General features: G+C 59.2%; 19 protein-coding genes. 13 read left to right on the forward strand and 6 right to left on the reverse strand.

What is annotated here, in order from left to right; all coding sequences use genetic code 11:
• Positions 1-3: 3 nt before the first annotated feature.
• The 3 genes from mukB (at position 4) to G5332_RS01550 (ending at position 5,763) form a co-directional block, all read left to right on the forward strand.
• Positions 4-4,431, forward strand: coding sequence for a chromosome partition protein MukB (gene mukB, locus G5332_RS01540; protein WP_421259108.1), 4,428 nt, complete (start codon positions 4-6; stop codon positions 4,429-4,431).
• A gap of 259 nt (positions 4,432-4,690) precedes the next feature.
• Positions 4,691-5,077, forward strand: coding sequence for a septal ring lytic transglycosylase RlpA family protein (locus G5332_RS01545; RefSeq protein ID WP_162506377.1), 387 nt, complete (start codon positions 4,691-4,693; stop codon positions 5,075-5,077).
• 158 nt (positions 5,078-5,235) lie between these two features.
• Entirely contained in the window at positions 5,236-5,763 is a 528-nt protein-coding gene (locus tag G5332_RS01550; protein WP_421249770.1) for a DUF6979 family protein, read from the forward strand.
• Between the two features lie 36 nt (positions 5,764-5,799).
• Here the strand turns inward: G5332_RS01550 and G5332_RS01555 are convergent, their stop codons facing one another.
• From G5332_RS01555 to G5332_RS01565, 3 genes are all read right to left on the reverse strand, one after another.
• Positions 5,800-6,426, reverse strand: a complete 627-nt coding sequence (locus G5332_RS01555; RefSeq protein ID WP_421249771.1) for a heme-binding beta-barrel domain-containing protein — start codon at positions 6,424-6,426, stop codon at positions 5,800-5,802.
• Between the two features lie 298 nt (positions 6,427-6,724).
• Entirely contained in the window at positions 6,725-6,928 is a 204-nt protein-coding gene (locus G5332_RS01560; protein ID WP_042055946.1) for a hypothetical protein, read from the reverse strand.
• 479 nt (positions 6,929-7,407) lie between these two features.
• Complete coding sequence (locus G5332_RS01565; protein ID WP_421311057.1) at positions 7,408-8,649, reverse strand: esterase/lipase family protein; 1,242 nt, start codon at positions 8,647-8,649, stop codon at positions 7,408-7,410.
• A 212-nt stretch (positions 8,650-8,861) separates the two neighbouring features.
• Here G5332_RS01565 and G5332_RS01570 point away from each other — a divergent pair, with 212 nt between their 5' ends.
• Positions 8,862-9,866: a Wadjet anti-phage system protein JetD domain-containing protein gene (locus G5332_RS01570; RefSeq protein ID WP_421311073.1), complete on the forward strand. Its 1,005-nt coding sequence runs from the start codon at positions 8,862-8,864 to the stop codon at positions 9,864-9,866.
• Positions 9,867-9,907: 41 nt separating this feature from the next.
• On the opposite strand, the gene G5332_RS01575 is transcribed toward G5332_RS01570, so the two are convergent.
• The gene (locus tag G5332_RS01575) at positions 9,908-10,501 is read right to left on the reverse strand and encodes a hypothetical protein (protein ID WP_040070009.1); all 594 of its coding nucleotides are present in this window, start codon (positions 10,499-10,501) and stop codon (positions 9,908-9,910) included.
• A gap of 605 nt (positions 10,502-11,106) precedes the next feature.
• On the opposite strand from G5332_RS01575, the gene ygeW reads away from it, so the two are divergent.
• From ygeW to G5332_RS01610, 7 genes are all read left to right on the forward strand, one after another.
• Positions 11,107-12,294 carry a knotted carbamoyltransferase YgeW gene (ygeW, locus tag G5332_RS01580; RefSeq protein ID WP_005336811.1) on the forward strand — a complete coding sequence of 396 codons (1,188 nt, stop codon included), beginning with the start codon at positions 11,107-11,109 and terminating at the stop codon, positions 12,292-12,294.
• 137 nt (positions 12,295-12,431) lie between these two features.
• On the forward strand, positions 12,432-13,631 hold the full coding sequence (dpaL, locus tag G5332_RS01585; RefSeq protein ID WP_421251700.1) for a diaminopropionate ammonia-lyase: 1,200 nt from the start codon (positions 12,432-12,434) through the stop codon (positions 13,629-13,631).
• Positions 13,632-13,770: 139 nt separating this feature from the next.
• Positions 13,771-14,988, forward strand: a complete 1,218-nt coding sequence (locus G5332_RS01590) for a YgeY family selenium metabolism-linked hydrolase (RefSeq protein ID WP_201973183.1) — start codon at positions 13,771-13,773, stop codon at positions 14,986-14,988.
• A 119-nt stretch (positions 14,989-15,107) separates the two neighbouring features.
• Positions 15,108-16,532: a dihydropyrimidinase gene (gene hydA / locus G5332_RS01595; RefSeq protein WP_421249774.1), complete on the forward strand. Its 1,425-nt coding sequence runs from the start codon at positions 15,108-15,110 to the stop codon at positions 16,530-16,532.
• A gap of 95 nt (positions 16,533-16,627) precedes the next feature.
• Positions 16,628-17,560, forward strand: a complete 933-nt coding sequence (arcC, locus tag G5332_RS01600; RefSeq protein ID WP_421311058.1) for a carbamate kinase — start codon at positions 16,628-16,630, stop codon at positions 17,558-17,560.
• 182 nt (positions 17,561-17,742) lie between these two features.
• Positions 17,743-18,666 carry a DMT family transporter gene (locus G5332_RS01605; RefSeq protein WP_421249775.1) on the forward strand — a complete coding sequence of 308 codons (924 nt, stop codon included), beginning with the start codon at positions 17,743-17,745 and terminating at the stop codon, positions 18,664-18,666.
• A 160-nt stretch (positions 18,667-18,826) separates the two neighbouring features.
• Positions 18,827-19,912, forward strand: coding sequence for a calcium/sodium antiporter (locus tag G5332_RS01610; RefSeq protein WP_005360785.1), 1,086 nt, complete (start codon positions 18,827-18,829; stop codon positions 19,910-19,912).
• A 119-nt stretch (positions 19,913-20,031) separates the two neighbouring features.
• On the opposite strand, the gene yqeB is transcribed toward G5332_RS01610, so the two are convergent.
• Together yqeB and yqeC are read right to left on the reverse strand one after the other, a co-directional pair.
• Positions 20,032-21,624, reverse strand: coding sequence for a selenium-dependent molybdenum cofactor biosynthesis protein YqeB (gene yqeB, locus G5332_RS01615; protein WP_421311059.1), 1,593 nt, complete (start codon positions 21,622-21,624; stop codon positions 20,032-20,034).
• Positions 21,625-21,651: 27 nt separating this feature from the next.
• Positions 21,652-22,500 (reverse strand): selenium cofactor biosynthesis protein YqeC, encoded by an 849-nt coding sequence (yqeC, locus tag G5332_RS01620; RefSeq protein ID WP_421249777.1) that lies wholly within the window; start codon positions 22,498-22,500, stop codon positions 21,652-21,654.
• A 1-nt stretch (position 22,501) separates the two neighbouring features.
• Between yqeC and mocA the strand changes: the two genes are divergently transcribed.
• Positions 22,502-23,149 (forward strand): molybdenum cofactor cytidylyltransferase, encoded by a 648-nt coding sequence (gene mocA / locus G5332_RS01625; RefSeq protein ID WP_319920224.1) that lies wholly within the window; start codon positions 22,502-22,504, stop codon positions 23,147-23,149.
• Between the two features lie 319 nt (positions 23,150-23,468).
• The gene (gene ygfK, locus G5332_RS01630; protein ID WP_421249778.1) at positions 23,469-26,579 is read left to right on the forward strand and encodes a putative selenate reductase subunit YgfK; all 3,111 of its coding nucleotides are present in this window, start codon (positions 23,469-23,471) and stop codon (positions 26,577-26,579) included.
• Positions 26,580-26,583 lie beyond the last annotated feature (4 nt).

Raw genomic sequence — 26,583 nt, forward strand, 5'->3', positions numbered from 1 at the left:
CCGGTGCGAGGCAAGTTCAAATCCCTGACCATGGTCAACTGGAACGGCTTCTTTGCCCGGACCTTCGATCTCGACCAGCTGGTCACCACCCTTTCCGGCGGCAACGGCGCGGGCAAGTCCACCACCATGGCGGCCTTTATCGCGGCGCTTATCCCCGACCAGTCACTGCTCCATTTCCGCAATACCACGGAAGCGGGATCGAGCAGCGCCTCCCGTGACAAGGGGCTCTACGGCAAGCTGCAGCGCGGTCACTGCTATTCCCTGCTGGAAGTGATGAACAGCCGCGAACAGCGGATCTGGGTCGGCGTGCACCTCGAGCAGGTGGCCAACCGCGACAACAAGGTCAACATCACCCCGTTTGCGCTGGTGGATGTGCCGGAAAATCTGGCACCGACCGACCTGCTGCTGGAGAAGCTCGATGGCGGCAAGGGGCGGGTACGTGCCTTTACCGACCTGAAAGGGGCGGCCGCCGAGCTGGGGGCGCTGAAAGTCGCCAAATTCAATACGGTGACCGACTATCACAACTTCATGTTCGAGTTCGGCATCACCCCGAAGAAGCTGCGTGATCAAAAAGATCGCGGCAAGTTCTATCGCCTGATCGAAGCCTCCCTCTACGGCGGCATCTCCTCGTCCATCAGCCGTTCTCTGCGCGAATACCTGCTGCCGGAGAACTCCGGGGTGCGCAAGGCGTTTGCAGACATGGAGGCGGCCATCTATGAAAACCGCCGCACGCTGGAGGCCATCAAGGAGACGCAAGGTCAGCGGGATCTGTTCAAGAACCTGATCACCGAGACCACCCACTATGTGGCAGCGGACTATGTGCGCAATGCCGCCGAGAAGAGCCGCCTCTCCGAGCTGGCCCTCAAGGCGCGCCAGGAGCTGGCCGACAAGCGCCGCATTCTGGCCGAAGAGAAGCAGCGCGCCATCTATCTGGCCGACGAGGTGGAGCAGCTCACCAACCGCGAGAAACTGCTGACCGACGAGCTGGAGTCTGCCTCCGAGCATCTGGCCAAGGTGATGGCGGCTGTCAGCTTGCAGAAGAAGATCGAGATGTACCGCGCCGATCTGGCGGATCTCTCTGACAAACTCGAACAGCAGCAGGCGGTGGTGGAGGAGATCCACGGCCAACTGCTGGAAGTGGAAGAGCGCAAGGAGCTGGCGCAGGCAGAAGTAGACAGCCTCAAGACCCAGCTGGCCGACTATCAGCAGGCGCTCGATATCCAGCAGACCCGCGCCATCCAATACCGTCAGGCGGTGCAGGCGCTGGAAGCTGCCCGCGAGCAGTGCGAGCTGCCGGGGCTGACTGCCGAACAGGCGAGCGACACCCTGCACCAGTTCCGCGCAGCCGAGCAGAGCCTCACCAGCCGGGTGCTGGGGGCCGAGCAGCAATTGGCGCTGGCTAAGGCTGCAGTGGCCGAGCACGAAGCGGCGCTGGCGCTGCTTTTGAGCATCGCCCCCGAGACAGTGCGCGAGGCCGCCTGGCCCACCGCGCAGGCGCTGCTCAAGCGTCACATCGAAGACAAGGCCCGTATTGCCCAGGGGCAGGGGCTGCGCGCCGCGCTGGCTCGCCTCGAGAAAGAGAGTGAAAGCCAGAAAAATCTCTTCAAGCTGCGTGACGAGCTGCAGCAGGCCTCTGGCCAGCTGATTGCCAGCAGCGATGAGCTGGAGATCTTCCTCGAAGCCCAACGCACCCGTCAGGAGGAGCTCTCCGAGCAGCAGGCGGAGGTGAACCAGCGCCGCGCCAGCCTCGAGCATCAGGGCTCTCAGCTCGGCCGCGATATCAGCGATCTCACCAAGCTGGCGCCGCGCTGGCTCAAATCCTTTGAAAAACTCGAACAGCTGCGCGAGCAGAGCGGTCTGCCGCTGACTACCGCTGAAGAGCTTTCGGCCGGCATGCAGACCGTGCTCGACAAGGAGCGCGAGTTCGAGCAGGAGAGCAATCGCATCGCAGCGCAGAAACAGGCGCTGGAGCTGCAAATTCGCAACCTGCAGCTGGGTGCTGGCGAGGCGGATCCGCGTCTTGCCCGCATCGCCGAGCAGGTGGGGGGCGTGCTGCTCTCCGATGTCTACGACGACATCTCCATCGACGATGCCCCTTACTACTCCGCGCTCTACGGCCCGGCTCGCAGCGCCCTGGTGGTGCTCGACCTTGAGGGCGCCATCGAGCGGCTGAAAAAGCTGGAAGATTGCCCTGAAGATATCTACCTCATTCAGGGCAACCCCGACTCCTTTGACGAGGATCTGGTGGAAGCGGACGAGCTGGGAGACGCCGTGCTGGTGCGCACCAGCAAGCGTCAGGTGCGCTTCTCCCGCTACCCCGAGCTGCCGCTGTTTGGTCGCGCCGCCCGGGAAAAACGGATTGAGCAGCTCGACCTTGAGCGCGAAGGGCTGATCGAGGGTTACGCCAAGGCTGCGTTTGAGCAGCAGAAGTACCACCGTCTCTACGGTCACTTCCGCGACTTTATCGGCCAGCATCTGGATATCGCCTTCCGCCCCGACCCCGAAGCCGAAGTGCAGGCCAAGCAGGCCGAACTGCGCGCGCTGCAAGGTGCCATCGGTGAGTGCGACAAGCAGCTGGCCGAGGCCAAAGCTGCCGGCGCCCAGCTGACTCGCCATATCCAGCTGGTGCAGGGCATGCTGCCCTTTGCTCACCTGTTTGCCGAGACAGAGCTGGCGGCCCGCCTCGAGGCGGCTCATGCCGACGTTGAGGCCCTTAAAACAGCCGAAGCCTTTATCGCCAAACACGGCAAGTCGCTGGAGAAGCTGGAAACCATGGTGCAGGTGCTGCGTCAGGATCCGCAGGATCTGGCCGCGCTGCAGGCAGCCTATGATGAGGTGAGCGACCAGCTGGCCGAGCAGAAGCGCCGTTGCTACGCCCTCGATCAGCTGGTGGCCCGTCTGCCACACTTTGCCTATCAGGATGCGCAAGACCTGCTGGGCAAGGCCTCCGAGATGAGCGAGCGACTCAAAGAGAAGCTGAAAGCGGCCGAGCTGGCAGCCCGCACCGCCGGTGAACAGCACAAGCAGATTGCCCTGCGCCACACCGAAGCGTTGCAACTGCGCACCGCCCTCAACTCCAGCGTCGAGGCCAAGCGCCAGACCCTGACCGAGTTCGAGCAGGAGCTGGCGGCCATGGGGCTGACCCTCTCTGACGATATGGAAGAGAAGGCGCGCGCCCACAAGAAAGAGATCGAAGAGCTGCTGATCCGCACCCGTTCCCGTCGCACCAGCGCCGAGGCCCAGTTGCAGGTCACCAAGCGCGAGATCGAATCCCTCGGTGGCCGTCTCAAGCTCGAAGGAAAGGATTACTACAGCGCCCGTAAATCTCTGGTGGGTCACAAGGCGAGCTGGTCGCGGGTGGTGCGACTGGCGCGGGAGACCGACGTCGAGAAGCGCCTCAACAAGCGCGAGCTGGCGTACCTCGACAGCGACGAGCTGCGTTCCATGTCGGACAAGGCCCTCGGCGCCCTGCGGGTGGCGGTGGCCCACGACGAGGCTCTGCGCGATGCGCTGCGTCTCTCTGAGGGCAACCGTAGCACCGAGCAGAAGGTGGCCTTCTACGTGCAGGTCTACCGTTACCTCAAGGATCGCATCCGCAACGACATCATTCGCTCCGATGATCCGGTGGAGGCGATCGAGGAGATGGAGATCGAGCTGGCCCGTCTGGCTGACGAGCTCAAGCAGCGGGAAACCCACCTGTCGCTCTCCTCCCACGAAGTGGCGGCCAAGATCACCAACATCATCCGCCGCGAGCAGAACCGCATCCGGGTGCTCAACCAGGGGCTGCAGAACATCGCCTTCGGTCTGGTGCGCGGGGTGCGCCTCAACGTCAATATCCGCGAGGCCCATACCCGTCTGCTGACGGCGCTGGCCGATCAAACTGCCATGCACAACGATCTGTTCGCCGACAAGGAGCTCAGCTTCTCCGAGGCGATGGCCAAGCTGTTCCAGCGCCTGAACCCGCAGATCGAGCAGGGAGATCGCAGCTATCAGGTGATGGGCGACGTGCTGCTCGACTATCGCAACTATCTGGAGCTGGAGATCGAGGTGCAGCGCGGGGCCGATGGCTGGCTGCGGGCCGAGAGCGGCGCGCTCTCCACCGGCGAGGCGATCGGTACCGGTCAGGCGATCCTGCTGATGGTGCTGATCAGCTGGGAGGAGGAGTCCCGCCGTCTGCGCGGCAAGGATATCGCCCCCTGCCGCCTGTTGTTCCTCGACGAAGCGGCCCGTCTGGATGGCAAATCCATCGCCACCCTGTTCGAGCTGTGCGAGCGCCAGGATATGCAGCTGCTTATCGCGGCGCCCGAGAACATCAGCCCCGAGAAGGGCACCACCTACAAGCTCATCCGCAAGGTGCAGGGCAAGCACGAGCACGTACATGTGGTGGGCCTGCGCGGTTTCGGCTTTGCCGACGACAAGCTGATTGCCTGAGAAGTCTCTGGCCCATCCCGACAAAGGATGACCGGTAACTAGTTGAAAGGGAGGCATTTGCCTCCCTTTTTGCATGGAGGATATGGCAAAGTAGCCGCGCGGTCGCTGTTGCCTGACAACAAGACGAGTAACATGATGAGTGCCTTGGAGCTATGGCAAGGTGAGGTCTCCCGCCTGCAAGCGTGTCGCCAGCGTCACCGGCCGTATCGAAGAAGAAAAATTGCGCATAGAGAAAAGAAGAAGAGAGGAGAGGGGAAAGGTGCAACATATCCAGAAAGGGCTGCTGTTATCTCTTTGCCTGCTGTTGGCGGCCTGTAGCAGCCGTTATGACGAGAGTCACGGCGGCAGCTGGCGCGGCTATAGCGAGACCGGTTACGCCAGCTATTATGCCGACCGTTATCACGGCAAAAAGACCGCCAGCGGCGAGATCTATCGCAACAACCTCAATAGCGCCGCCCATATGGAATTGCCCTTCGGCTCCATGGTGCGGGTCACCAACCTCGCCAACGGCAAGAGCGTAGTGGTCAAGGTCAATGACCGCGGCGCCTTTAAAAGTGGGCGTATTATCGATCTCTCCAAATCTGCCTTTAGCACCATCGGCAATATTCGCGACGGGATTATCAAAGTAAAAATAGAGGTGCTCTAGGCTGGGTGAACCCGTTTATACACGAAAATGGATGTTGATGAATGATATTGGAAGGCTGACATCGACCAGTCAGCCTTTCGGTAGATAAAGATATAACATTGATATGGATCAATATTTAATTCAGCTAAAAATGGATTTGTTATCAATGGAAAAAATCGATGATCGTGATTGATATTTACTTTAGCTTATCTCGCCTGTTCGGCCTTACTATGGGGCAAACGGAGGGATTAGTGATGATTATCTATGGTAAATATGGTGGTGCAGCGCTGAGAGCTGTTCATCTGATGGTGCAGAATAATTATGGGCATGCCACCGCTTGGGATATGGCTATTGCTGAAGCATTTGGTGATGATATTAGTACAGGGAAATTCAAGAATAATCCAAAGGTAACTTTTTTGACTCTTTGCAGTCTTGGTTGTATCAGTTGCATCATGCCAGTTCATTATGTAGCTGCGACCAAAACCAGAGCATATGTGTTGGCTGCCATTGATTTATTGTCACACAAGGATATTACCAAACCGATCAATCCCGAGCAGTTATGGCTGGAAGTGGTCTCGGCCTGTAAGAGCGGCAAGGTTGTTAAGCATAACAATCAGATGGATGTCATTCTGACACTCTGGTATGCCGGTGTGCTTAACCCAGAGTGGGATAGGGATGCCATCAGGATAGACTATCGACGAATATAAAAAAGCCAAGGTAATGAATACCTTGGCCATGAAACATCAATTGGTTCTGGTCAGGGATGCACTATCGGAGTGTGTGAATGGCTTGCCATACACCATCAGGTTGGTGGTTTGACTGTATTTGAGGAGATCTTTCTCTGAGAAGTCCAGAGTCATCGAGAAATCCGTGGTGGAATCATTAATGGTCATATAATTGCTTTCCGCAATACCGCGCTTGCCCGTCTTGAACTCGATTTTGTTACCCGCTTTGCCTTCAGTGACCACACAGACTGCACGAGGTATACAGTATGAGTTGTAAACAAGCTGATTGGTCTTGTCATAAATCAGATAACCACGTTGGTCATGAAATTTCCCATTATCACTTTTTCTAAATACTTCCTGCTTGTAATACATGGCTACCAGATATTGTTCGCTGGCATTTTTAGCATCGGCAGCCGGTTCAAAAGTAATGACTTCGTAAAAGGGTTCCACTGCCGGCCCCCCTTTGCCAACTTTGCTACCCTCCTGGCCGGGTGCTACATCTACACCACCAGCATCGGTGCTTTTCCATGTGCCAGCCAACTGAGCTAATGGACCAAAATCCAGACCGTTGATAATAGTGCTGGACTCTGCGTGAGCGAGCGTGGCACAGGTAATTAATGCTATGGGTAAGATAACTTTATTCATTGTGATAACTCCATCACTAATAATGACTTGCGAATAAATATGTTCAGCAAAGTAATTGTTATAACGCACCAAGGGTGTGGTCAATGATATTGAGTGATAGTGGTTCGTTTTTGTGATGTATGATTTGCTTTTTCGTGGCTAAATAAATTGAATTTGATATAAGACAATGTTGTATTTTTTCATCGCGCTTCCTCAGATATATCGTGATAGAGATAAAGGAACATTGACATGATGCGATGATTATTATGTCAACGGCGTGAATATTTCACTCAGCCCCATCAATTGAAGGCGATAGCCACTAACTCTGTGGCACCCTGACCCCTTTATCGAGATAGAGGCTGCTGTAGTGGGCGCGGTGGGTGACAAACATCACCTGATGGCGGCTGCCGTCGGAGAGGATAACAAAATCCCCCGCCTGAGCGGGGCTCTGCAAGGTGATCTCCTGCTCGGGGGCGGTCAGGCGATCGACATCTTCCTTGAAAGTGAGGGTGTAAGAGTACATATGGCGCTCCACTGCTGGCTCATATCAAACACTCCGTTGAAGGTAGTTGCTGACAAGGGGGCGCGCGGCGCCCGATTGGCGCTGTTAGACCAAATAGCGGTGATGAGAACGTGCGTGGTTTCAGCTGGGTTGTTCTGCTGAGGTGCGCTTGAGGCGTTTACATCAAGGCCATTGGTATCAAAACGATGGTAAAGGGGCGAAAGGGGGATGAAAAAACCGCCTATTGGCGGTTTTTCTTATGCAATGAGCCCTACTTCAGGGCCTTCTTCAGCTTCTTGATCTTGCTTTCATGCTTGGCAATTTTCTCAAGACGAGCGGCGATCTTCTTCTTGATCTCTTTTTTGCTTGCTTTGGCCATCGGTGGCGCTCCTTTGCAGTGGGGACACATCAAGTGTCAGTGTGGGTCTTCCCTTTGACGTCCCAGAGTGCCACAGGGCTCCTTTGTGAACCAGCATTCTGTTGCTTTAATAGCCAGTTCGCTATAACTGCAAGGGGCTGAGCCAGCGCAGCAGTTGCTGGCCAACCTGCGGGTTGGCGAGCAGGGCCATATGGCTGGTGCGATAGACAATCAGGGTATGGGCAGGAAGAAAAGCCAGCTGATGGCGCGCTTCGTTGTGCTGACCGAGGGCACTGCGTAGCGGCACCAGTCCATCGCCAATCAGCCGGTCGGCCAGCAGGCTGCGCTTGGCGGCAGTGGTCGCGGCGATGGCATAACAGTTGACGCTGCAGGGTAAGGGGAGTGGAACGCGGGGATCGCGCAAGGGCACGGCGGGGTCGGGTTGGGCCACTTCGTCGATCACCTTGCCGTGGCGCAGATCCTTGATGCCTGCACTGCGCAGCCGCGCCAGTCTGACGAAGGGTTCGCTGTAGGCGGTAGCGGGCAACAACTGTTCCAGCCAGTGACCTGCATGTTCGAGCGGTGCGCCGTGGTGTGGTGTGCCGAGAAATATCAGGTTGGCAAGGTGCGCAGGCCAGGTGAGCCCGGCCACGCCGGCATGGTGGCAGGCGCTGCGTGCAACCAGTCCCCCCATGCTATAGCCCATTATCGTTATCTCTTTGAGCTCTCCCGGCCAGTGGGCGAGCAACTGCTCCAGCAACAGAGCAAGTTGCTGCCCGTTTTGTGCGATGGGCAGGCCCGAGTTGTAGCGCAGGTAAAGAGGCTGATAGCCAAGCGCGTTGGCAAGTTGCTCTCCGTGATTGACCGGCTTGCCTTGATGCTCGGTCTGCCACTGCAGATCGTTCATGCAGAGTCCATGGATCATCAGCAGCACCCGTCCCTCGCGGGGTAGATCCTTTGGCATCGCCTGCCAATCGAGGGGCTTGCTCTGATAGCGCAGTGTCATGGGGGTGGCGAGGGCATTGTGGTGATCGACCATCTTGTCCCCCAATACGCCGTTGAGCGTGGCGATCAGGGCTGCACGTTTCGGGGTTTCGGGGATCTGGTGGGGCGGCGGAGTGGCTGGCAGGCGGCTGAGCAGTTGGTTGATGCCGCTGCCCAGGGTGTTGGCGGTGCCATGTACCCCCTTGTAGACCAGCCCGGTGATCCCGGCTGTTTTTCCCTCATCTCGTCCCTTGAGCCCCATACCGCTCAGTACCGCCTGATGTACCGCTTCGGTGATCTCTACCGCGGCGGGCAGCGCCAGAGTCAGCAGGTGCGCCAGCTCGCGGATATCCGAAAGATGCCAGGAAGAGGATGGCGATGGGTCTGTGGCGTCGGTCATGGCAAGCCCTTGTGAAAGCGGGTATCGCGTTGTCGTGCCGCGAAGAGCGCAGCGTATCTCTATATCAAACCAGCTTGCGCCCTTTGTGGCGGGTTTACCAGTAACGGGCCATGCATGGCGGGGCTGATAAGAACCGCTTGCGAAGCCGGTCACGGTAATGACAGGGAAAATCACCTCTACTTCGTCATATGAAGCCACATGGAGAGGTGATGATGTCGCTGTTTAATGAGGTGCGGGTACAGGATTTGTGTGCACGGTTGCTCGATAGCCAGAACGAGAAGGGCTGCTCCCTTGAGAGTCGGCATGGCCGCGAGTTGAAGGAGTTGCTGCAGGCTGTGGGCGGAGTCGAGTCAGTTGGGCGCAGTTCCCGTCATATATTGACCAACGCGGGGCGGGCTTATCTGACCGGACAACTGGCTCGGGCAGCGCCCCCCGAACCGGACAAGCGTAAGCAGCTGCGACGTCTGGGAGTGAGTTTGCCTGCACGGCTTAATCAGGCCAGCTTTTATGCCCTCTGGCATGGGGATAGCAAGCATCCGCGGTCAGCCCCCCTTGCCGCGCCAATGCTTGCGGACTTGACGCTCACGCAAGATGAGGTGATCCGCATCCGTACCCTCGAACCGTTCTCGCTGGTCGATCGGCAGGGTCAGCAGCACGATATGACGGCAATGATGGTGCTGCTGGGGGAGTTGGCGTTGCCGGAGCGGACTCTGGGCACGCTGGCGGCCATCGGCTGGCAAGGGGATCGGGTCATTACGGTGGAGAACAAGGGGGCCTTTGTCGACTACCCGCTGCAACCCGGGCAACTGCTGCTTTTTGCCCCCGGTCGCAATACCACCCTGGCCAAACAGCTGATCCCGCTGCTGCCTGCGGGCGTGCAGTGGGCCCATTTTGGCGATCTCGATCAACGGGGTATCGATATTGCCATCGAGCTGGCGCGCGAGCTAAATCGACCGGCCATGCTCTGGCTTCCCTGTGAGTTGCAACCTTATCTGGATCACTATGCCCGTCCGGTACGCACCTTTGCGATGGACAGTGGCAAGGTGCCCTGGCGTGTGACGATGCAGGCTGATCAGGTCGATGGTCATGGCGCGTTAGCAGGCATTCCCTGGCTCGATAGACTGATCACAGACGGGACTTGGCTGGAGCAGGAGGTATTGATTCTGGCCCCTCACTGGCGGAGCTGGTCATTGGAAGCGATGGGCCATCAGGAGTGAAACGGGGAGCCCGCGCTCCCCGTCATTTCGTGGTCAGCTGTTTACTTGGCGTTGATGGGCCCCTTGGTGCCGGCATCATTATCGACCCAGCCATCTTCACCCTTGATGCGGCGATCCCCCTGAATGGTATAGATGACCATGCCATCCTTGAACACCAGCGCGCCATCGGATTTTTTGGCATTGACCTTCTTGTCGTTGACCCACACCTGATCCTTGCCATCGATGCGGATATTGGCCACGGTGGCGCCGGTTTGGGGGAAGGTGGCGATCCAGTTGCCCGTATAGGGGCTGCCGCTGGTTGCCGCGGCCGGAGCATTGCCAACACCGGCAGCCGCGTTCTCAGCCTTGGTTTTGTTGATATCGCAGCCATTGAGCTCGCTCACCTGAGTGCAACCCGAGCGCTCCAGCTTCTGCTCATAGCTCAGATTCAGACCGCCCTCCGCCGCAGGGGCAGCCGTGCCAAATCCCGCCTTGGCATTTTCCGCTTTGGTTTTGTGAATGTCACAGCCCTGCGCCTCGGTAACCTGGGTACAACCGGATCGCTCCAGTTGCTCGGCATATTTGGCGCTGATGGCGTAGGCAGGGGCGATCCCGAGCAGGGTCAGGGTGATGAGCAGAGCGGCATTCCTGGACATAGATAATCCCTCAAAGATGTAAGTCATGCAGGTTCTTCCGCGCAGTTGCGGCAGTGAACGTCGGGCTCTTCTGAGCATCCGAGACAGATGCGCAGCTGGCGTATTCACGTTAGCACCTTGGGCCAACCGCGCCCAGCGATGTGGCCGGAAGATAAGGCGAGAGGCGATACGGGAGTGCAGGGGAAGCGAGATAGCAGCAGTGTCAACGCTGGAGAGATCATTCCAAGAGAAAAGGTGTTGCGGGCATTATCATAATGATAACTGTCGCCCCGCTGATATCATTTCAGCCCCTGAAACTGACCTTTGATGATAATTCTCACCGACGTCGAGATATCGCCTTTGATTATTATCACCTTGCTATTTTATGGCTTGGCTGATCTGCGCACATTTTTATGGATTAAATCGCTGAAATAGCCGCTGATTTTGTGGGTGACATCACACACTTTCGCCATTTATTAATATCTGCCTGCATTTTATTGGTTTGGCATGGTTATTGATTGCCTCATATCGACGCTAACCGACGCGCTCACCCACAACCGGGATGCTGGTGACATCGTGAGTGAAAGGGGAGCTATCCATATCTCATCCAATGATTGGGGCGAACGATGAAAGCAGTTAACGAATTAATCAAAGAGATCAGAGCACTCAAATCCAACCTGCATGAAAAAGATTTTCTGCTGACCTGGGAGCAAACCCCTCAGGAGCTGGAGCTGGTATTGAAACTGGCCGAATCCCTCAAGACCCTGCGCGCCGAAAATATCTGCACCAAACTGTTTAACAGCGGGCTCGGTATCTCGGTTTTCCGCGATAACTCCACCCGAACCCGCTTCTCTTACGCCTCTGCGCTGAACCTGCTCGGTCTGGCCCAGCAGGATCTGGACGAGGGCAAATCCCAGATCGCCCATGGCGAAACCGTCCGTGAAACCGCCAATATGATTTCCTTCTGCGCCGATGCCATCGGGATCCGTGACGACATGTTCCTCGGTGCCGGTAACGCCTATATGCGCGAAGTGGGCGCCGCACTGGATGAAGGGTTCGAGAAGGGGGTGCTCCCCCAGCGTCCGGCGCTGGTCAACCTGCAGTGCGACATTGATCACCCGACCCAGTCGATGGCTGATCTCGCCTGGTTACAGGAGCACTTCGGTAGTCTGGAGAGCCTCAAGGGCAAGAAGATTGCGATGACCTGGGCCTACTCCCCCAGCTACGGCAAGCCGCTCTCCGTGCCCCAGGGCATCATTGGTCTGATGACCCGTTTCGGTATGGACGTGACCCTGGCCCACCCGGAGGGGTATGACCTGATCCCGGACGTGATCGAAGTGGCCAAGGAGAATGCCAAGGCCTCCGGCGGCAGCTTCCGTCAGGTCACCTCCATGGAAGAGGCGTTCAAGGATGCCGATATCGTCTATCCCAAGTCCTGGGCTCCCTACAAGGTGATGGAGCAGCGTACCGAGCTGTTGCGTGCCAATGACCACGCCGGTCTCAAAGAGCTGGAGAAACACTGCCTTGAGCAGAACGCCAAGCACAAGGATTGGCACTGCACCGAGGAGATGATGAAGCTCACCAAGGGGGGCGAGGCGCTCTATATGCACTGCCTGCCGGCCGATATTTCCGGCGTCTCCTGCAAGGAGGGCGAAGTAACCGAAGGGGTATTCGAGAAATACCGTATCGCCACCTACAAAGAGGCGAGCTGGAAGCCCTATATTATCGCCGCCATGATCATGGCCCGTAAATTCTCCGCCCCGGCAGAAACCCTGGAAAATCTGATTAAAGAGGCGCAAAAGCGGGTGAAATAAATAACGGCAGGGCAGGGTGAAGATTCATCCTGCCCACACTGTCGAACCCATTATTTTGAGTTTTCTCTCCGTGGTATCTGAATAACGGATCTCCCGGCGAGGCAGCTCTTTGTCAGGTAACGCCTAGTGAGGTAAGCATGTCCCAATTTTCGCTGAAGATGGATATTGCCGATAACCGCTTTTTTACCGCCGAGCCATCTCCGCTGTTTTCTCGCGCCGAAGCACAAAAGGCTCGCGCTTTTCATAAAAAACTGGCCGGTTATGAGCCGACCCCATTGTGCGACCTGAAAGATCTGGCCGCCTATATCGGGGTGAAAAATATATTGGTCAAGGATGAGTCAAAGCGCTTTGGCCTCAATGCCTTCAAGATGCTGGGTGGCGTTTATGCCATCGCCAACCTGCTCTGTGAGAAATACGGGGTGGCCATCGAAGATTTCTCCTTCGATCTCATCAAACGCACCATCAAGGAGCCGATGACATTCGCCACCACCACAGATGGCAACCACGGTCGTGGCGTTGCCTGGGCCGCCAAACAGGTGGGTCAGCATGCGGTGGTCTACATGCCCAAGGGCTCGGCCCAGGAGCGGGTTGACCACATCCTCAATCTCGGTGCCGAGTGCATCGTCACCGACATGAACTATGACGACACCGTGCGCCTGACCATGAAGATGGCCGAAGAGCGCGGCTGGCACATCGTTCAGGACACCGCCTGGGAGGGCTACACCAAGATCCCGACCTGGATCATGCAGGGTTACTCCACCCTGGCCGACGAAGCGGTCGAGCAGATGCAGGCCATGGGCATCAAGCAGCCGACCCACGTGTTGCTGCAGGCTGGCGTTGGTGCGCTGGCGGGCGGTGTGCTCGGTTATCTGGTGGACTGCTTCGGGGCGAAAAACCTGCACAGTATCGTGGTCGAACCGGATCAGGCCGACTGCATCTTCCGCTCCGGTGTGGCGGGGGAGATGGTCAACGTGGGGGGCGACATGCGCACCATCATGGCCGGTCTCGCCTGCGGTGAACCCAATCCGCTCGGCTGGCCGCTGCTCAGAAGCTGCACCACCCAGTTCATCTCCTGTCACGACAAGGTGTCGGCATTGGGCATGCGAGTGCTTGGCAACCCTCTTGGCAATGACCCCCGCATCATCTCCGGTGAATCCGGCTCGGTCGGCACCGGCGTGTTGGCGGCGGTGCGTCACCACCCGGATCGCGCGGCGCTGATGGAACGTCTCGGGCTAAGTCGCGACTCCGTGGTGCTGATCATCAACACCGAAGGGGACACCGATGTGACCCACTACCGGGAAGTTGTGTGGGAAGGCAAACATCCTGCCTGCGATTAACCCCGGCTGTGAGTAATCCCTGCGAGAGCAGAGACACGAATTGAAGCATTGATCGCGCCTCGCCAACGGGGTGCGGTAACGGGCACAGGGCGCTGCCGACGAACAGGCCGCGCACTCTCAGTTGTTATGGAGAATCACAATGAGCAAGCAAATTCCGTTTGAAATGGTGTTGGAGAAGGCCTACCAGTACAAGGCCGAGATGAGTCAGTTCCTGCGCGACATGATCGCCATCCCGAGCGAGAGCTGCGATGAAGAGCGCGTCGTGCTGCGCATCAAGCAGGAGATGGAGAAGGTTGGCTTTGACAAGGTCGAGATCGACCCCATGGGCAACGTGCTGGGCTATATCGGCCACGGCCCGCACCTGATCGCCATGGATGCCCACATCGATACCGTGGGCGTCGGCAACATGGCCAACTGGACCTTCGATCCCTATGAGGGGATGGAAGATCACGAGATCATTGGTGGTCGTGGCGCATCTGACCAAGAAGGCGGCATGGCCTCCATGGTCTATGCGGGCAAGATCATCAAGGATTTGGGGCTGGAAGATCAGTACACCCTGCTGGTGACCGGTACCGTACAGGAGGAGGATTGCGATGGCCTCTGCTGGCAGTACATCATCGAGCAGAGCAAGATCCGCCCCGAGTTTGTGGTCAGTACCGAACCCACCGACTGCCAGATCTACCGTGGCCAGCGTGGCCGCATGGAGATCCGCATCGATGTGCAGGGGGTCAGCTGCCACGGCTCCGCACCGGAGCGCGGTGACAACGCCATCTTCAAGATGGGCCCCATCCTTGGCGAGCTGCAGGAGCTGAGCCACAACCTCGGCAATGACGACTTCCTCGGCAAGGGCACCCTGACCGTCTCCGAGATCTTCTTCACCTCACCGAGCCGCTGCGCCGTGGCGGACAGCTGCGCCGTCTCCATCGACCGCCGCCTCACCTGGGGCGAGACCTGGCAAGGTGCGCTCGACGAGATCCGTGCCCTGCCTGCGGTGCAAGCCGCCGGTGCCGAGGTCTCCATGTACCAGTACGACCGTCCGGCCTATACCGGTCTGGTCTACCCGACCGAGTGCTACTTCCCGACCTGGAAGGTGGAAGAGGATCACATCACCGTCAAAACCCTCTCCAAGGCTTATCGCGAGCTGTTCAACAAGGAGCCGGTGGTGGACAAGTGGACCTTCTCGACCAACGGGGTCTCCATCATGGGTCGCCACGGTATTCCGGTGATCGGTTTTGGCCCGGGTAAAGAGCCGGAGGCCCACGCCCCGAACGAGAAGACCTGGAAAGAGCATCTGGTCAAGTGCGCCGCCATGTACGCCGTGATCCCCATGCTCTATCTGGCCGAGCTGGACAAGTAAGGGGTCTGCCGGGTGGTGACTGCCATCGCCGCCCGGCTGTCGCAAGTGTGGCAAGTGCCCCGTCTCCATTGAGGCGGGGCCTTGCTGTTTGAAGGCAAAATGCATTCGAGGTGGTGGGGATGAAACGGCTGATCAAAAACGGTGTGCTGGTCGATGCACAGGGTGAATATCGTCAGGATCTGCTGATCGATAACGGGGTGATCCGCGCGCGAGCCGCCGCTATCCAGCCCGATGGCGAGACCGACGTGATCGATGCCAGCGGCTGCTATGTGATGCCGGGTGGCATCGACGTCCACACCCACTTCAACATCGATGTGGGGATTGCCCGCAGTTGCGATGATTTTTTCAGCGGTACCCGTGCCGCCGCCTGTGGTGGCACCACCACCATCATCGACCACATGGGATTTGGCCCGGCGGGGTGCAATCTGCATCACCAGCTGGCCCGCTATCACGATTACGCCGCCGATCAGGCGGTGATCGACTACAGCTTTCACGGCGTGATCCAGCATGTGGATGACTCCATCCTCCACGAGATGGCCGCCATGGTGCAGGAGGAGGGGATCAGCAGCTTCAAGCTCTATCTCACCTACCAGTACAAGCTGGGGGATCATGACGTGCTGCGCGCCCTGGCCCGCCTCAAAGAGGTGGGGGCGCTCGCCACCGTCCATCCCGAGAATGATGCCGCCATCGCGGCGCGCCGGGCGGCCCTGCTCGCCGCTGGCCATCATGAGCCCTGGTATCACCCGCAAAGCCGCCCGCTCGAGTGCGAGGCGGAGGCAATCGCCCGGATGATCAATCTGGCGGGGCTGGCGGGCAATGCGCCACTCTATATCGTCCATCTATCCAACGGCTTGGGGCTGGAGTATCTGAAACTGGCGCGCCGTCAGGGTCAGCCAGTCTGGGTGGAGACCTGCCCGCAATATCTGCTTTTGGATGATTCCTGCTACTACCGGGAGAACGGGGTCGACTATCTGCTCAGCCCGCCGCTGCGCTCGCGCCGCGAGCAGGACAAGCTGTGGGTCGGTATCGCTGCGGGCGACATCGACACGGTGGCGACCGATCACTGCAACTTCTCCCACGCCCAGCGCATGACCCTCTCGGGCGGCGATTTCAGCCGCTGCCCCAACGGCTTGCCCGGGGTCGAAAACCGGATGCTGCTGCTGTTTGCCCACGGGGTATTGGGCGGGCGCATCTCGCCGTCCCGCTTCGTGGCCCTCACCAGCGCCAACCCGGCGCGCCTGTTTGGCCTCTGGCCGCGCAAGGGCAACTTGCAAGCGGGGTCTGATGCCGATCTGGTGCTGATGGATCCCCGTGGCGAGACCCTGATCCGCCATGCCGCGCTGCATGACAACGGTGACTACAGCCCCTACGAGGGGATGCGCTGTCCCGGCCAGATCAGGATGACCCTCAGTCGCGGCGAGATAGTCGCTCGCGACGGCGAGTTTCTGGGGCGCCGTGGTCACGGCCGCTTTCTGGCCAGAGCGCCCTTTGACCCGGCCTTGGCGCCGGATCTGCACTGGCCTTGCCCCGCGGTGGCAGGCTGACAATCCGTTCGAAACACGCAGAGCAGCAAGGTTATGTGAACAACGAAAGGTGGGCCGGTATCGCGCCGGCTTGTCCCATCACTGGAGATAACAAGATGAAACAGAGAATCGTACTGGCCCTTGGCGGCAATGCGCTGGGCAACAACCTGCCCGAGCAGATGAAAGCGGTGCAGAGCACGGCGGGCACCATTGCCGACCTGATCGCCCAGGGGCACGAGGTGGTGGTGACCCACGGCAACGGCCCGCAGGTGGGAATGATCCAGCAGGCGTTCGAGGTGGCGGCCCGTCATGACTCCAAGGCGCCCCATCTGCCCATGTCGGTCTGCGTGGCCCTGAGTCAGGGTTATATCGGTTATGACCTGCAAAACGCCCTGCGCGAGGCCTTGCTGGCGCGTGGTATTCACAAGCCGGTTGCCACTTTGGTGACCCAGGTGGAGGTGGATAAAAACGATCCCGCCTTCCTCGACCCGAGCAAACCCATCGGCGGTTTCTTCAGCAAGGAGGAGGCCGAAGCATTGATGGCCAAGGGGGAGCGGCTCAAAGAGGATGCCGGTCGCGGCTATCGCCGGGTAGTGGCATCCCCCAAACCCGTCGACATCATCGAGAAAGAGACCGTCTCTGCCATGCTGGCTGCCGGTCAGGTGGTGATCACCGTCGGGGGCGGCGGCATTCCGGTGCTGCGGGAGGGCAATCACCTGCGCGGCGCCAGCGCAGTGATCGACAAGGATTGGGCCAGTGCCAAGCTGGCGGAGCTTATCGACGCCGACATGCTGATCATCCTCACGGCGGTAGAAAAAGTAGCCATCAACTTCGGCAAGCCCGAGGTGCAGTGGCTCGATACCCTGAGCGTGGCCGATGCCAACAGCTTTATCGCACAGGGGCAGTTTGCCAAGGGATCCATGTTGCCCAAGGTGGAGGCGGCGCTCTCGTTTGCGACATCCCAGCCGGGGCGCAAATCCCTCATCACCCTGCTGGAGAAGGCCGCCGACGGCATTGCCGGCAAGACCGGCACCCTGATCAGCTTGTAGCCTCGTCTTTGATGGTTGCAAACAGGGGGCCCAAGGCCCCCTTTCTGTTGGCCGGTGTCAGGGATTGGCAGAGGGGAAGCATGGGCCGGCCAGCTCTTATCCACGGTGGGCAGGGGGGCGGCAGAGGTGTAAGATGGCGCCCCGAATGGCGGACGTATCGACCGCAGCAACAAGGCAGCATAATGAATAGCAAGTTGAACATGGCGGCGTTGGGGGGGTTGGTCCTGCTCACCGCCATCTGGAGTTACAGCTGGATCGTGATGAAGCAGGTGATGCTCTACGCGGGGGCCTTCGAGTTCACCGCCCTGCGCTGCCTGTGCGGATCTCTGGTTCTGCTGCTGGTATTGGCCCTGCGCGGGCGCCGTTATCTCAAACCCACCCCGTTTCGCTATACCCTCGCCATCGCTCTGTTCCAGACCTGCGGCATGGTGGGGTTGGCCCAGTGGGCGCTGATCAGCGGCGGTGCGGGCAAGGTGGCCATTCTGAGCTACACCATGCCGTTCTGGGTGGTGATCTTCGCGGCGCTCTTTCTCGGCGAGCGGATGCGCAAGCTCCACTATCTGGCAGTCGGGGTGGCTGCCTGCGGGCTGCTGCTGGTGATCGAGCCCTGGCAATTGCATCTGGATTCCATGAAGAGTGCGCTGCTGGGGATTGCTTCCGGCATTTGCTGGGGGATTAGCGCCATCATCGCCAAGCGGATGTATGCCCGCCATCCCGCGGTGGATCTGATGTCCCTCACCACCTGGCAGATGATCTACGCCACCCTGGTGATGGCCGTGGTGGCGGCGCTGGTGCCGGAGCGACCCATCGACTGGCAGCCCTATGTGTTTGGCGCGCTCGCCTACAGCGCCATCTTCGCCACGGCGCTGGCCTGGAGCCTCTGGCTGTTCGTACTGAAAAAGCTGCCGGCAGGGATCGCCAGCCTCAGCACCCTGGCGGTGCCGGTGAGCGGCGTGCTGCTCTCATGGTGGCTGCTTGGTGAAAATCCGGGGCCGGTGGAGGGGAGCGGTATCGCCCTTATCGTGCTGGCGCTTCTCGTCATCAGCCGCAAGGGCAAGCGCTCTGTGGTGTCGGTGGCGGGGGAGACTCGCATCAAGCATGGTTGAGTGGTGACTGGGCTGCCAGTGGCACGATAAACGGCACTCAAAAGAGCCCGCGACAGGGGACCAACCCCTCGTTACAATGGCATGGTTTGACTGTGCTGGAGCACAGGTATCTGATTTATTGTGATTATTTCAACGAACCTAACGGCAAGGATGAGACCGTATGATGACGCTGGTGTGGTTGGCTGTAGGCCTGGTGTGTCTGGTGGTGGGGGCCGAATCTCTGGTGCGGGGCGCATCTCGCCTCGCCACCATGATGGGGATATCGCCACTGGTGGTGGGATTGACCATAGTGGCCTTTGGGACCAGTGCTCCCGAGCTGGCTGTGAGCATCCAGTCTGGCCTCGAGGGGCAGGCAGGGATCGCAGTGGGAAACGTGGTCGGCAGCAATATTTTCAACGTGCTGTTTATTTTAGGTATTTCGGCACTGATCGTACCGTTGACCGTCTCCCAGCAACTGGTACGTCTCGACGTTCCCTTGATGATAGTGGTCTCTTTTCTAGTGTTGTTGCTGGGCTACGATGGCCGTATTGCACCACTGGAAGGGGCGCTGCTGTTTGCCGGCATCATCGCCTACACCGGGTTTCTCTTTGTCCAGAGTCGACGGGAAAACAAAGCGGTGCAGGCGGAGTATGAGCAGGAGTTTGGTACCCGTGAAGCGAGTACGGCGGGCAACTGGTTGCGCAATCTGCTCTTTATTGCCGCAGGTCTGGGTCTGCTGATCCTCGGCTCCCGCCTGCTGGTTGGCAGTGCGGTTGAGATTGCACACTACTTCGGGGTGAGCGATCTGATCATCGGCTTGACCATAGTGGCGGCCGGTACCTCCTTGCCCGAAGTGGTGACCTCCATCGTCGCAGCCCTGCGCGGGGAGCGGGATATCGCTGTGGGGAACGTGGTGGGCAGCAATATCTTCAATATCCTCTGCGTGCTGGGGCTCACCTCCATCGTCACTCCCGGTGGGCTTGAAGTGTCGGCCACCGCCCTTCAGTTCGATATTCCGGTAATGATTGCGGTGGCGCTTGCCTGCCTGCCCATCTTCTTTACCGGTTACACCATCGCCCGCTGGGAAGGGGCGCTGTTTCTGGCCTACTACATCGGCTACACCTGCTGGCTGATCCTCCACGCCACATCCAGTCCGCTGCAAGGTCAGTTCAGTGCAGCGCTAACCGGTTTTGTATTGCCGCTCACCGCCATCACTCTGGTTGTGCTGGCGGTGCGAGCCTGGCGATTGCAACGAACCCGGTCGTGATGCAGGTTCTCCTGATGTAAAGGAGCTGCATCAACCGACAGGCCGAAAAAAGCCCCACCATCATGGTGGGGCTTTTGCTTGGTGCTGAACTTGGTGCTGAAGAGGGACGCGAAGAGCCGTTATCGGCGCTGGGCCAGATGCATCATGACCTCCAGCACGGCGCCGCCGATGGCGCGTGCCTTGTCAGAGACGGTGGTGGCATCGGCGCGCTCACCACGCGGGTCTATATCACCAATCTTGAAGCCGACCGGCACTTCGATGCCATCGCTGAGCAGCCCCCGCACCATGCCGGAGAGCGGCGCGATAATGGGGGCATCCCCCACATGGGCAATCACATCTCCCTCCTGCACCAGATCGCCGAGCTTGAGCAGGCTCTTCATCACCCCGGGGGCGGGGGCGCGCACCACTCGGCGGGCAGAGTATCCCTCGATCACCCCGGGAATACCGGTATTGGGCTGGGCGGGGCCCTGATAGATAACCCGCCCCAGATGGTGGCCACGGTTGGTCTCGATCACCGCATCGCAGTCGCGCCCCGCCTCAAAGCCCGGGCCGAGGGCTACCGTAATGGGGGCCATCTCCTTGTGGGTGCCGAGGTTCTGCTTGGCGAGGATGGCATCCACCAGATAGCGGGGCTTGAGCTCGGCGAGGGTGGCACAGTCGGGGTCAACCAGCAGCGGAATGATGCCCCGATCCAGCTGCTCGAACGCTTGCTCAACGCTCTCGACCCGCTTGGCGCGCACACCCTCGACGCTGGTTTCACCATCAAACATCCCTTGCGCGAAGGCGACGGTGCGGCGGATCACCGTGGGTTTGTCGAGATCCAGCATCACCACCTTGAAGCCGGCATTGTGCAGGCGCAGCGCCACCCCGGTAGCGATATCGCCGGAGCCGCGCATCACCACCAGTTGATCCCGCTTGAGGCGCACGTCATCCTGCATTAGCCCACCCGATTTGCCGTTTTTCACTTGAAGCAGCTCGGCGAGGATGCTGATGGCGATCTCCTCGGGGGTCTCGGCACCTATGTTGTAGCCGATGGGGGCGTGCAGCCGCTGCAACTGCTCCTGGCTCACCCCTTGCTGGCGCAGTGCCTGGGTGAAGGTCTGCACCTTGCGCTTGCTGGCGAGCAGCCCCAGATAGGCGAGGGGACGGCTGATGAGCCGATCCAGTGCCTCCTTGTCCTGATGGTTGGTGGCGATGATGACGAAGTTGGCGGGCTCGATGGCCAGTTTATCGATCACCGCGCTGATGGTATCGGCCTGCACCAGATGGGTACCGGCGGGGAAGAGGTCAGGGTTGAGGCTCCCCTCGAAGCAATCCCCTACATGGACATCAAAGCCGAGCGGCGCCGCAGCATGGGCCACAGCCCGGTTGACGTGGCCGGCGCCGATCAGTACCAGACGGGGGCGCAGGCCGTAGACATCGATATAGACCGACATGGCGCCGCCACAGTCCGACCCCACCGCATGCTCGCCGTTGCGAGCCATCCGGCCATGGAAGATGCGCGGCTTGCGTTCGGCAATGGCGGCCATCGCTTCCTCGATCACCAGCCGTTCGATCATGCCGCCGCCGATGGTACCGAGGATCTGGCCATCGGCCATTACCAGCATCTGGGCCTGATGGCGCGGGGTGGAGCCGCGGCTCTCGATGATCTGGGCCATGGCAAACGGAGTGTTCTCCTGTTCCAGTCGGGCTGCGTGTGCAAACAGATTCATAAGGTACCTCTTCTTATCCTTAAACCATCATGGGCGAGGCGGCTGTGCCTCATCCAGAGCGAAGTAACCGAGTGCGTGGCGAATGGGCTGTGGCTCGCGAACCGCCCCCTGCCAGATGGCATAGATCTCGGGGTGGCAGCTATGCAGCTTTATCAATTCATCGAGCCACGACGCCTCATTTTGATAATCCCCATTGATAAACCAGATCCGGCGCGCCCTGGCCGGGGTGCCCTTGAACAGCCCCTCGGGGTGGGAGATCAGCTGGTTATACAGGGCCCAGTCGAGGGGGTCACCGGCCTCTATCCCGCACAGTGCCTGAAGCTGTGCCCAGCGGTGGATCTGCTGCGGGTCGGCCTTGGCCCCCACCATGGCGCCGCCCGTCAGGGCGATCACCCAATCACTGCTCTGGGGAATGCAAGGTTCGTGCAAAGCGGGCACTTTCAATAACTTGTGATGGGCGCCATCCGCCTCGACCAGGATAAGATCGAAGCGCTGCTGTCCCTTGATGAGATCAATCTGCTGGGGAGTAGGACCCGCCACCTTGCCGCTGGCCTGATCGATATGGCTGAAAAGGGCGACCAGCGCCGGGCCATCCGGTAGCGCCTGACAGCGGGTCAACTGGCGGACGGGATCGGCTTCCAGGATCAATTCCCGATAGTGTGACGGGGCAGGCAGAAACATCCGGGTGGTGGTGGTAATTAGCACCCTTTTACCCTGTTGATAAAAATATTCCGCCAGCCAGAACAGGGTGCTGGTTTTTCCACCGGCCCCGCAGAGGCTAATTAAGGTGGTATGGCTATCAATATTTTTGGTGAGCGAGTTTAATAGCGGATCTATATCTGGAAATGCGACAGCAACAACGTGTGGTAGCGACATAATGACGACCAAAATAAATATCGAAGGGAGTGGAAAACAACGTTGCCAGGAACAAGAGCATTGTGACTGTATAATAACGGCGGCGGGTTTATCTTCCCGAATGGGTACCTGGAAAATGATGCTACCTTATTGCCAGGGGACAATGCTTGATGCAAGTCTAAAAAATGCCCTGGTTTTTTGTCAGCGCGTTATTCTGGTGGTGGGCCATCGTGGCGAGGAACTTCAAGCGCGCTACGGATCACGGCCGGATATTGTTGTCGTCCACAACCCCGACTATCGGCAGGGGCTGGGCAGCTCCATCCGCTGCGCCCTGGCGGCCAGTGACGCTGACTACCTCTTTATCAGCCACGGGGATCTCCCCTGTATCCCGCGCGAGGTCTATCAACAGATCTGGCAGGCTCGGGGTTGTGAGGCTCTCTTTCCCACCTGGCAGGGGGAGGCGGGCCATCCGGTGTTGCTGCCCAAATCCCTTGCCCGCGAGCTGGCAGCGGCCCCGGTGCAGCCGTCGGTACGACGCTGGTTGCGAGGGCATCCGCACCGTATGGTGCCCGTTGACAGCCCCGCCATCCTGTTTGATGTGGATACCCCGGAGCGCTATCAGGCGCTGCTGGGTGGCATTCTTGAAAATGAGAGCGAGCCCACGAAATAACCCAGTTTAAAAAGATAACGGGGAGATAAATGGCGTATCAAAGTGATATTTCTCGCACTTGAACTGATAGAGCGAGTTCTTTTTGAACTGCTCATTAAGTAAATTCCAGAGTGATTGATAACTACTCGCAACACCCATAATGGTGGCATCGTAAATTCTCTCCATTAATTGGAGCTGTCTCACGCTTTTACCGTAAAAAATAGTTTTGTAACTGTAGTGGCCTGATTGTTGCTCTTCTCCTTGCCAAGGGGGAACACCCGTGCGGGATACCCCATTTATTCATGCTGCCAATGGGCAGAACAGCTGCAAGGAGATAGCCATGGGCGATATTATGCGACCCGTTCCGTTCAAGAACCTGCTGACCCGTATTTTCGCGGAATATAAAGAGAGTCAGAGCATTTTTGGTATTCCCGCCGCGCAATTCTATCGCAAGCAGGACGAGCGCAAGATCAAGGTGTTCGGTGAAACCTGCGAGACCCCCATTGGCCCGGCAGCCGGCCCCCATACCCAGTTGGCCCAGAACATCGTCACCTCCTGGCTGACCGGCGGGCGCTTTATCGAGCTCAAGACGGTGCAGATCCTGGACCGTCTCGAACTGGAAAAGCCCTGTATCGATGCCGAGGATGAGTGCTTCAATACCGAGTGGTCTACCGAGTTCACCCTGCCCAAGGCATTTGACGAGTATCTGAAAGCCTGGTTTGCCCTCTACCTGTTAGAAGAGGTGTTCGATCCGCGTCTTGAGGGGGAGGCCAAGTCCTTCATCTTCAACATGAGCGTGGGTTACAACCTCGATGGCATCAAACAGCCACCGATGCAGCAGTTTATCCACAGCCTGATGGATGCCAGCACCAGTCCAAAATTTGCCGAGTACCAGCAGGTGCTGCGTGAGCTGGTGGCCGACGAGCAGTTTATCGCCGAGCTGGGACTGGGTGCCCGCCGCGATCGCCTGCAACAGCTGGTGGAGCGCATCCCGGCCAATCTGGTGCACGGCGTCACCCTCTCTACCATGCACGGCTGCCCGCCCAACGAAATTGAGGCCATCTGCCGCTACATGCTGGAAGAGAAGGGGCTCAACACCTTCGTCAAACTGAACCCGACCCTGCTGGGCTACCCGCGGGTGCGCGAGATCCTCGACACCTGCGGCTTTGATTACATCGGTCTGAGCGAAGAGTCGTTCGAGCACGACCTCAAGCTGGATCAGGCCAAGGCCATGCTGACCCGCTTGATGGCGCTGGGGGCCGAGAAGGGGCTCACCTTCGGGGTCAAGCTGACCAACACCCTGGGCACCATCAACCGCAAAGGGGCGCTGCCGGGGGATGAGATGTACATGTCCGGCCGTGCGCTGTTCCCGCTCTCCATCAACGTGGCGGCCGTGCTGTCCCGCGCCTTCGATGGCAAGCTGCCCATCTCCTACTCAGGTGGTGCCAGCAAGTTCAATATCGCGGAGATCTTCGAGACAGGTATTCGTCCCATCACCATGGCCACCGACCTGCTCAAACCGGGTGGCTACCTGCGCCAGATCGAGTGCCTCAAAGAGATCGATGCGTCGGGCTGCTGGGGCATGAGTCAGGTAGATGTGGCCAAGCTGGAGGCGCTTGCCGCCAAGGCGCTCACCATGGATTACACCCAGAAGGAGTGGAAGTCCGACGATCGTATCGAAGTGGGTGGCGGCCTGCCGCTGACCGACTGCTACGTGGCGCCCTGTGTCACCGCCTGCGCCGTGCATCAGGATATCCCCGAGTACATTCGCCTGATGGGCGAGGGGGAGTATGTCGCAGCCCTTGAGCTTATCTATCAGCGCAATGCCTTGCCCGCCATCACCGGCCATATCTGCGATCACCAGTGCCAGTACAACTGCACCCGTCTCGACTACGACAGTGCGCTCAATATCCGCGAGCTGAAGAAAGTGGCGCTGGAGCGCGGCTGGGAAGGGTACAAGGCGCGCTGGCACAAGCCGGCAGGCAGCGGTGACAAGCACCCGGTTGCGGTAATAGGTGCAGGCCCGGCCGGTCTCTCCGCCGGTTACTTCCTGGCCCGTGCCGGTCATCCGGTCACCGTGTTCGAGCGTGAAGCCGATGCCGGTGGCGTGGTCAAACACATCATCCCCGAGTTCCGCATTCCGGCCGAGCTTATCCAGCACGACATCGACTTTGTCGCCGCTCACGGGGTCAAGTTCGAGTTTGGCTGCGATCCGGCGCTCACCGTCGACAAGCTGCACGCCCAGGGCTTTACCTATGTCTTCGTCGGCATCGGTGCCGACAAGAATGGCGGTATGCGCCTCGAGGGGGGTCACGAGCGGATTTACAAATCCTTCCACTTCCTGCGCAGCTTCAATCAGGGCAAGCCGCTGCCGCTGGGCCGCCATGTGGCGGTGATCGGTGCCGGCAACACCGCCATGGACTGCGCCCGCGCCGCCCTCAAGGTGCCCGGTGTCAGTGATGTCACAGTGATCTACCGTCGCAGCGAAAAAGAGATGCCTGCCTATCGCGAGGAGTATCTGGAAGCGGTGGAGGATGGGGTGCGTTTCTGCTTCCTCACCAATCCGGAGCGTTTTGAGAAAGATGGCAAGCTCACCGTGCGGATGATGGCGCTGGGGGAACCTGACGAGCAGGGCCGCCGCCGTCCGGTGCCCACCGAGCAGACCGAAGTGATGCAGATAGATGCCCTGATCACCGCCATCGGCGAGCAGCCTGACTGCGAAGTATTGAAAGCGATGGGCATTCCTCTTGGCAGCGATGGCTGGCCCGAGGTGGATGGCCAGACCGGCGAAACCAGCCGTCGCAACGTCTTCCTCATCGGTGACGTGCAGAGCGGACCATCCTCCATCGTCGGTGCCATCGGTGGTGCCCGCCGCGCCGCGGATCTGGTGCTCTCTCGCGAGCATATCGCCAGCCAGCAGAGTGACGTGACCATCCAGCCGTCGGGCAAGGATGAGATCTACCGCCGCAAGGGGAGCATCGCCGTCACCCTGGTCGACAAGAGCGAACGCGATGCCTTCGTGGCGCAAGAGGCGCACCGTTGCCTCGAGTGCAACTACCTCTGCAGCAAGTGCGTGGATGTCTGCCCCAACCGAGCCAACGTCGCCATTGCGGTGCCGGGCTTCAAGGATCAGTTCCAGACCCTGCACCTGGATGCCTACTGCAACGAATGTGGCAACTGCGCCCAGTTCTGCCCGTGGCAGGGCAAGCCCTATCAGGACAAGGTCACCATCTTCAGCCTGCCCGAGGACTTCGACAACAGCCGCAACCCCGGTTTCTATCTGGCTGACGGTGGCGAACTGCGGGTGCGTCAGGATGGCGAGACCTATCGTCTGACCATAGATGCCCAGAGCCGGATCAAGGATGCGCCAGCGGCCCTTGGCGACATGTGCCGGATCATCAGCCATGTCCATGCCCATCACCACTACCTGCTGGGGGCCGTCGAGGCCTGAGCGA

The organism is Aeromonas sp. 603757 (assembly GCF_049171255.1).
Taxonomy (GTDB): domain Bacteria; phylum Pseudomonadota; class Gammaproteobacteria; order Enterobacterales; family Aeromonadaceae; genus Aeromonas; species Aeromonas veronii_A.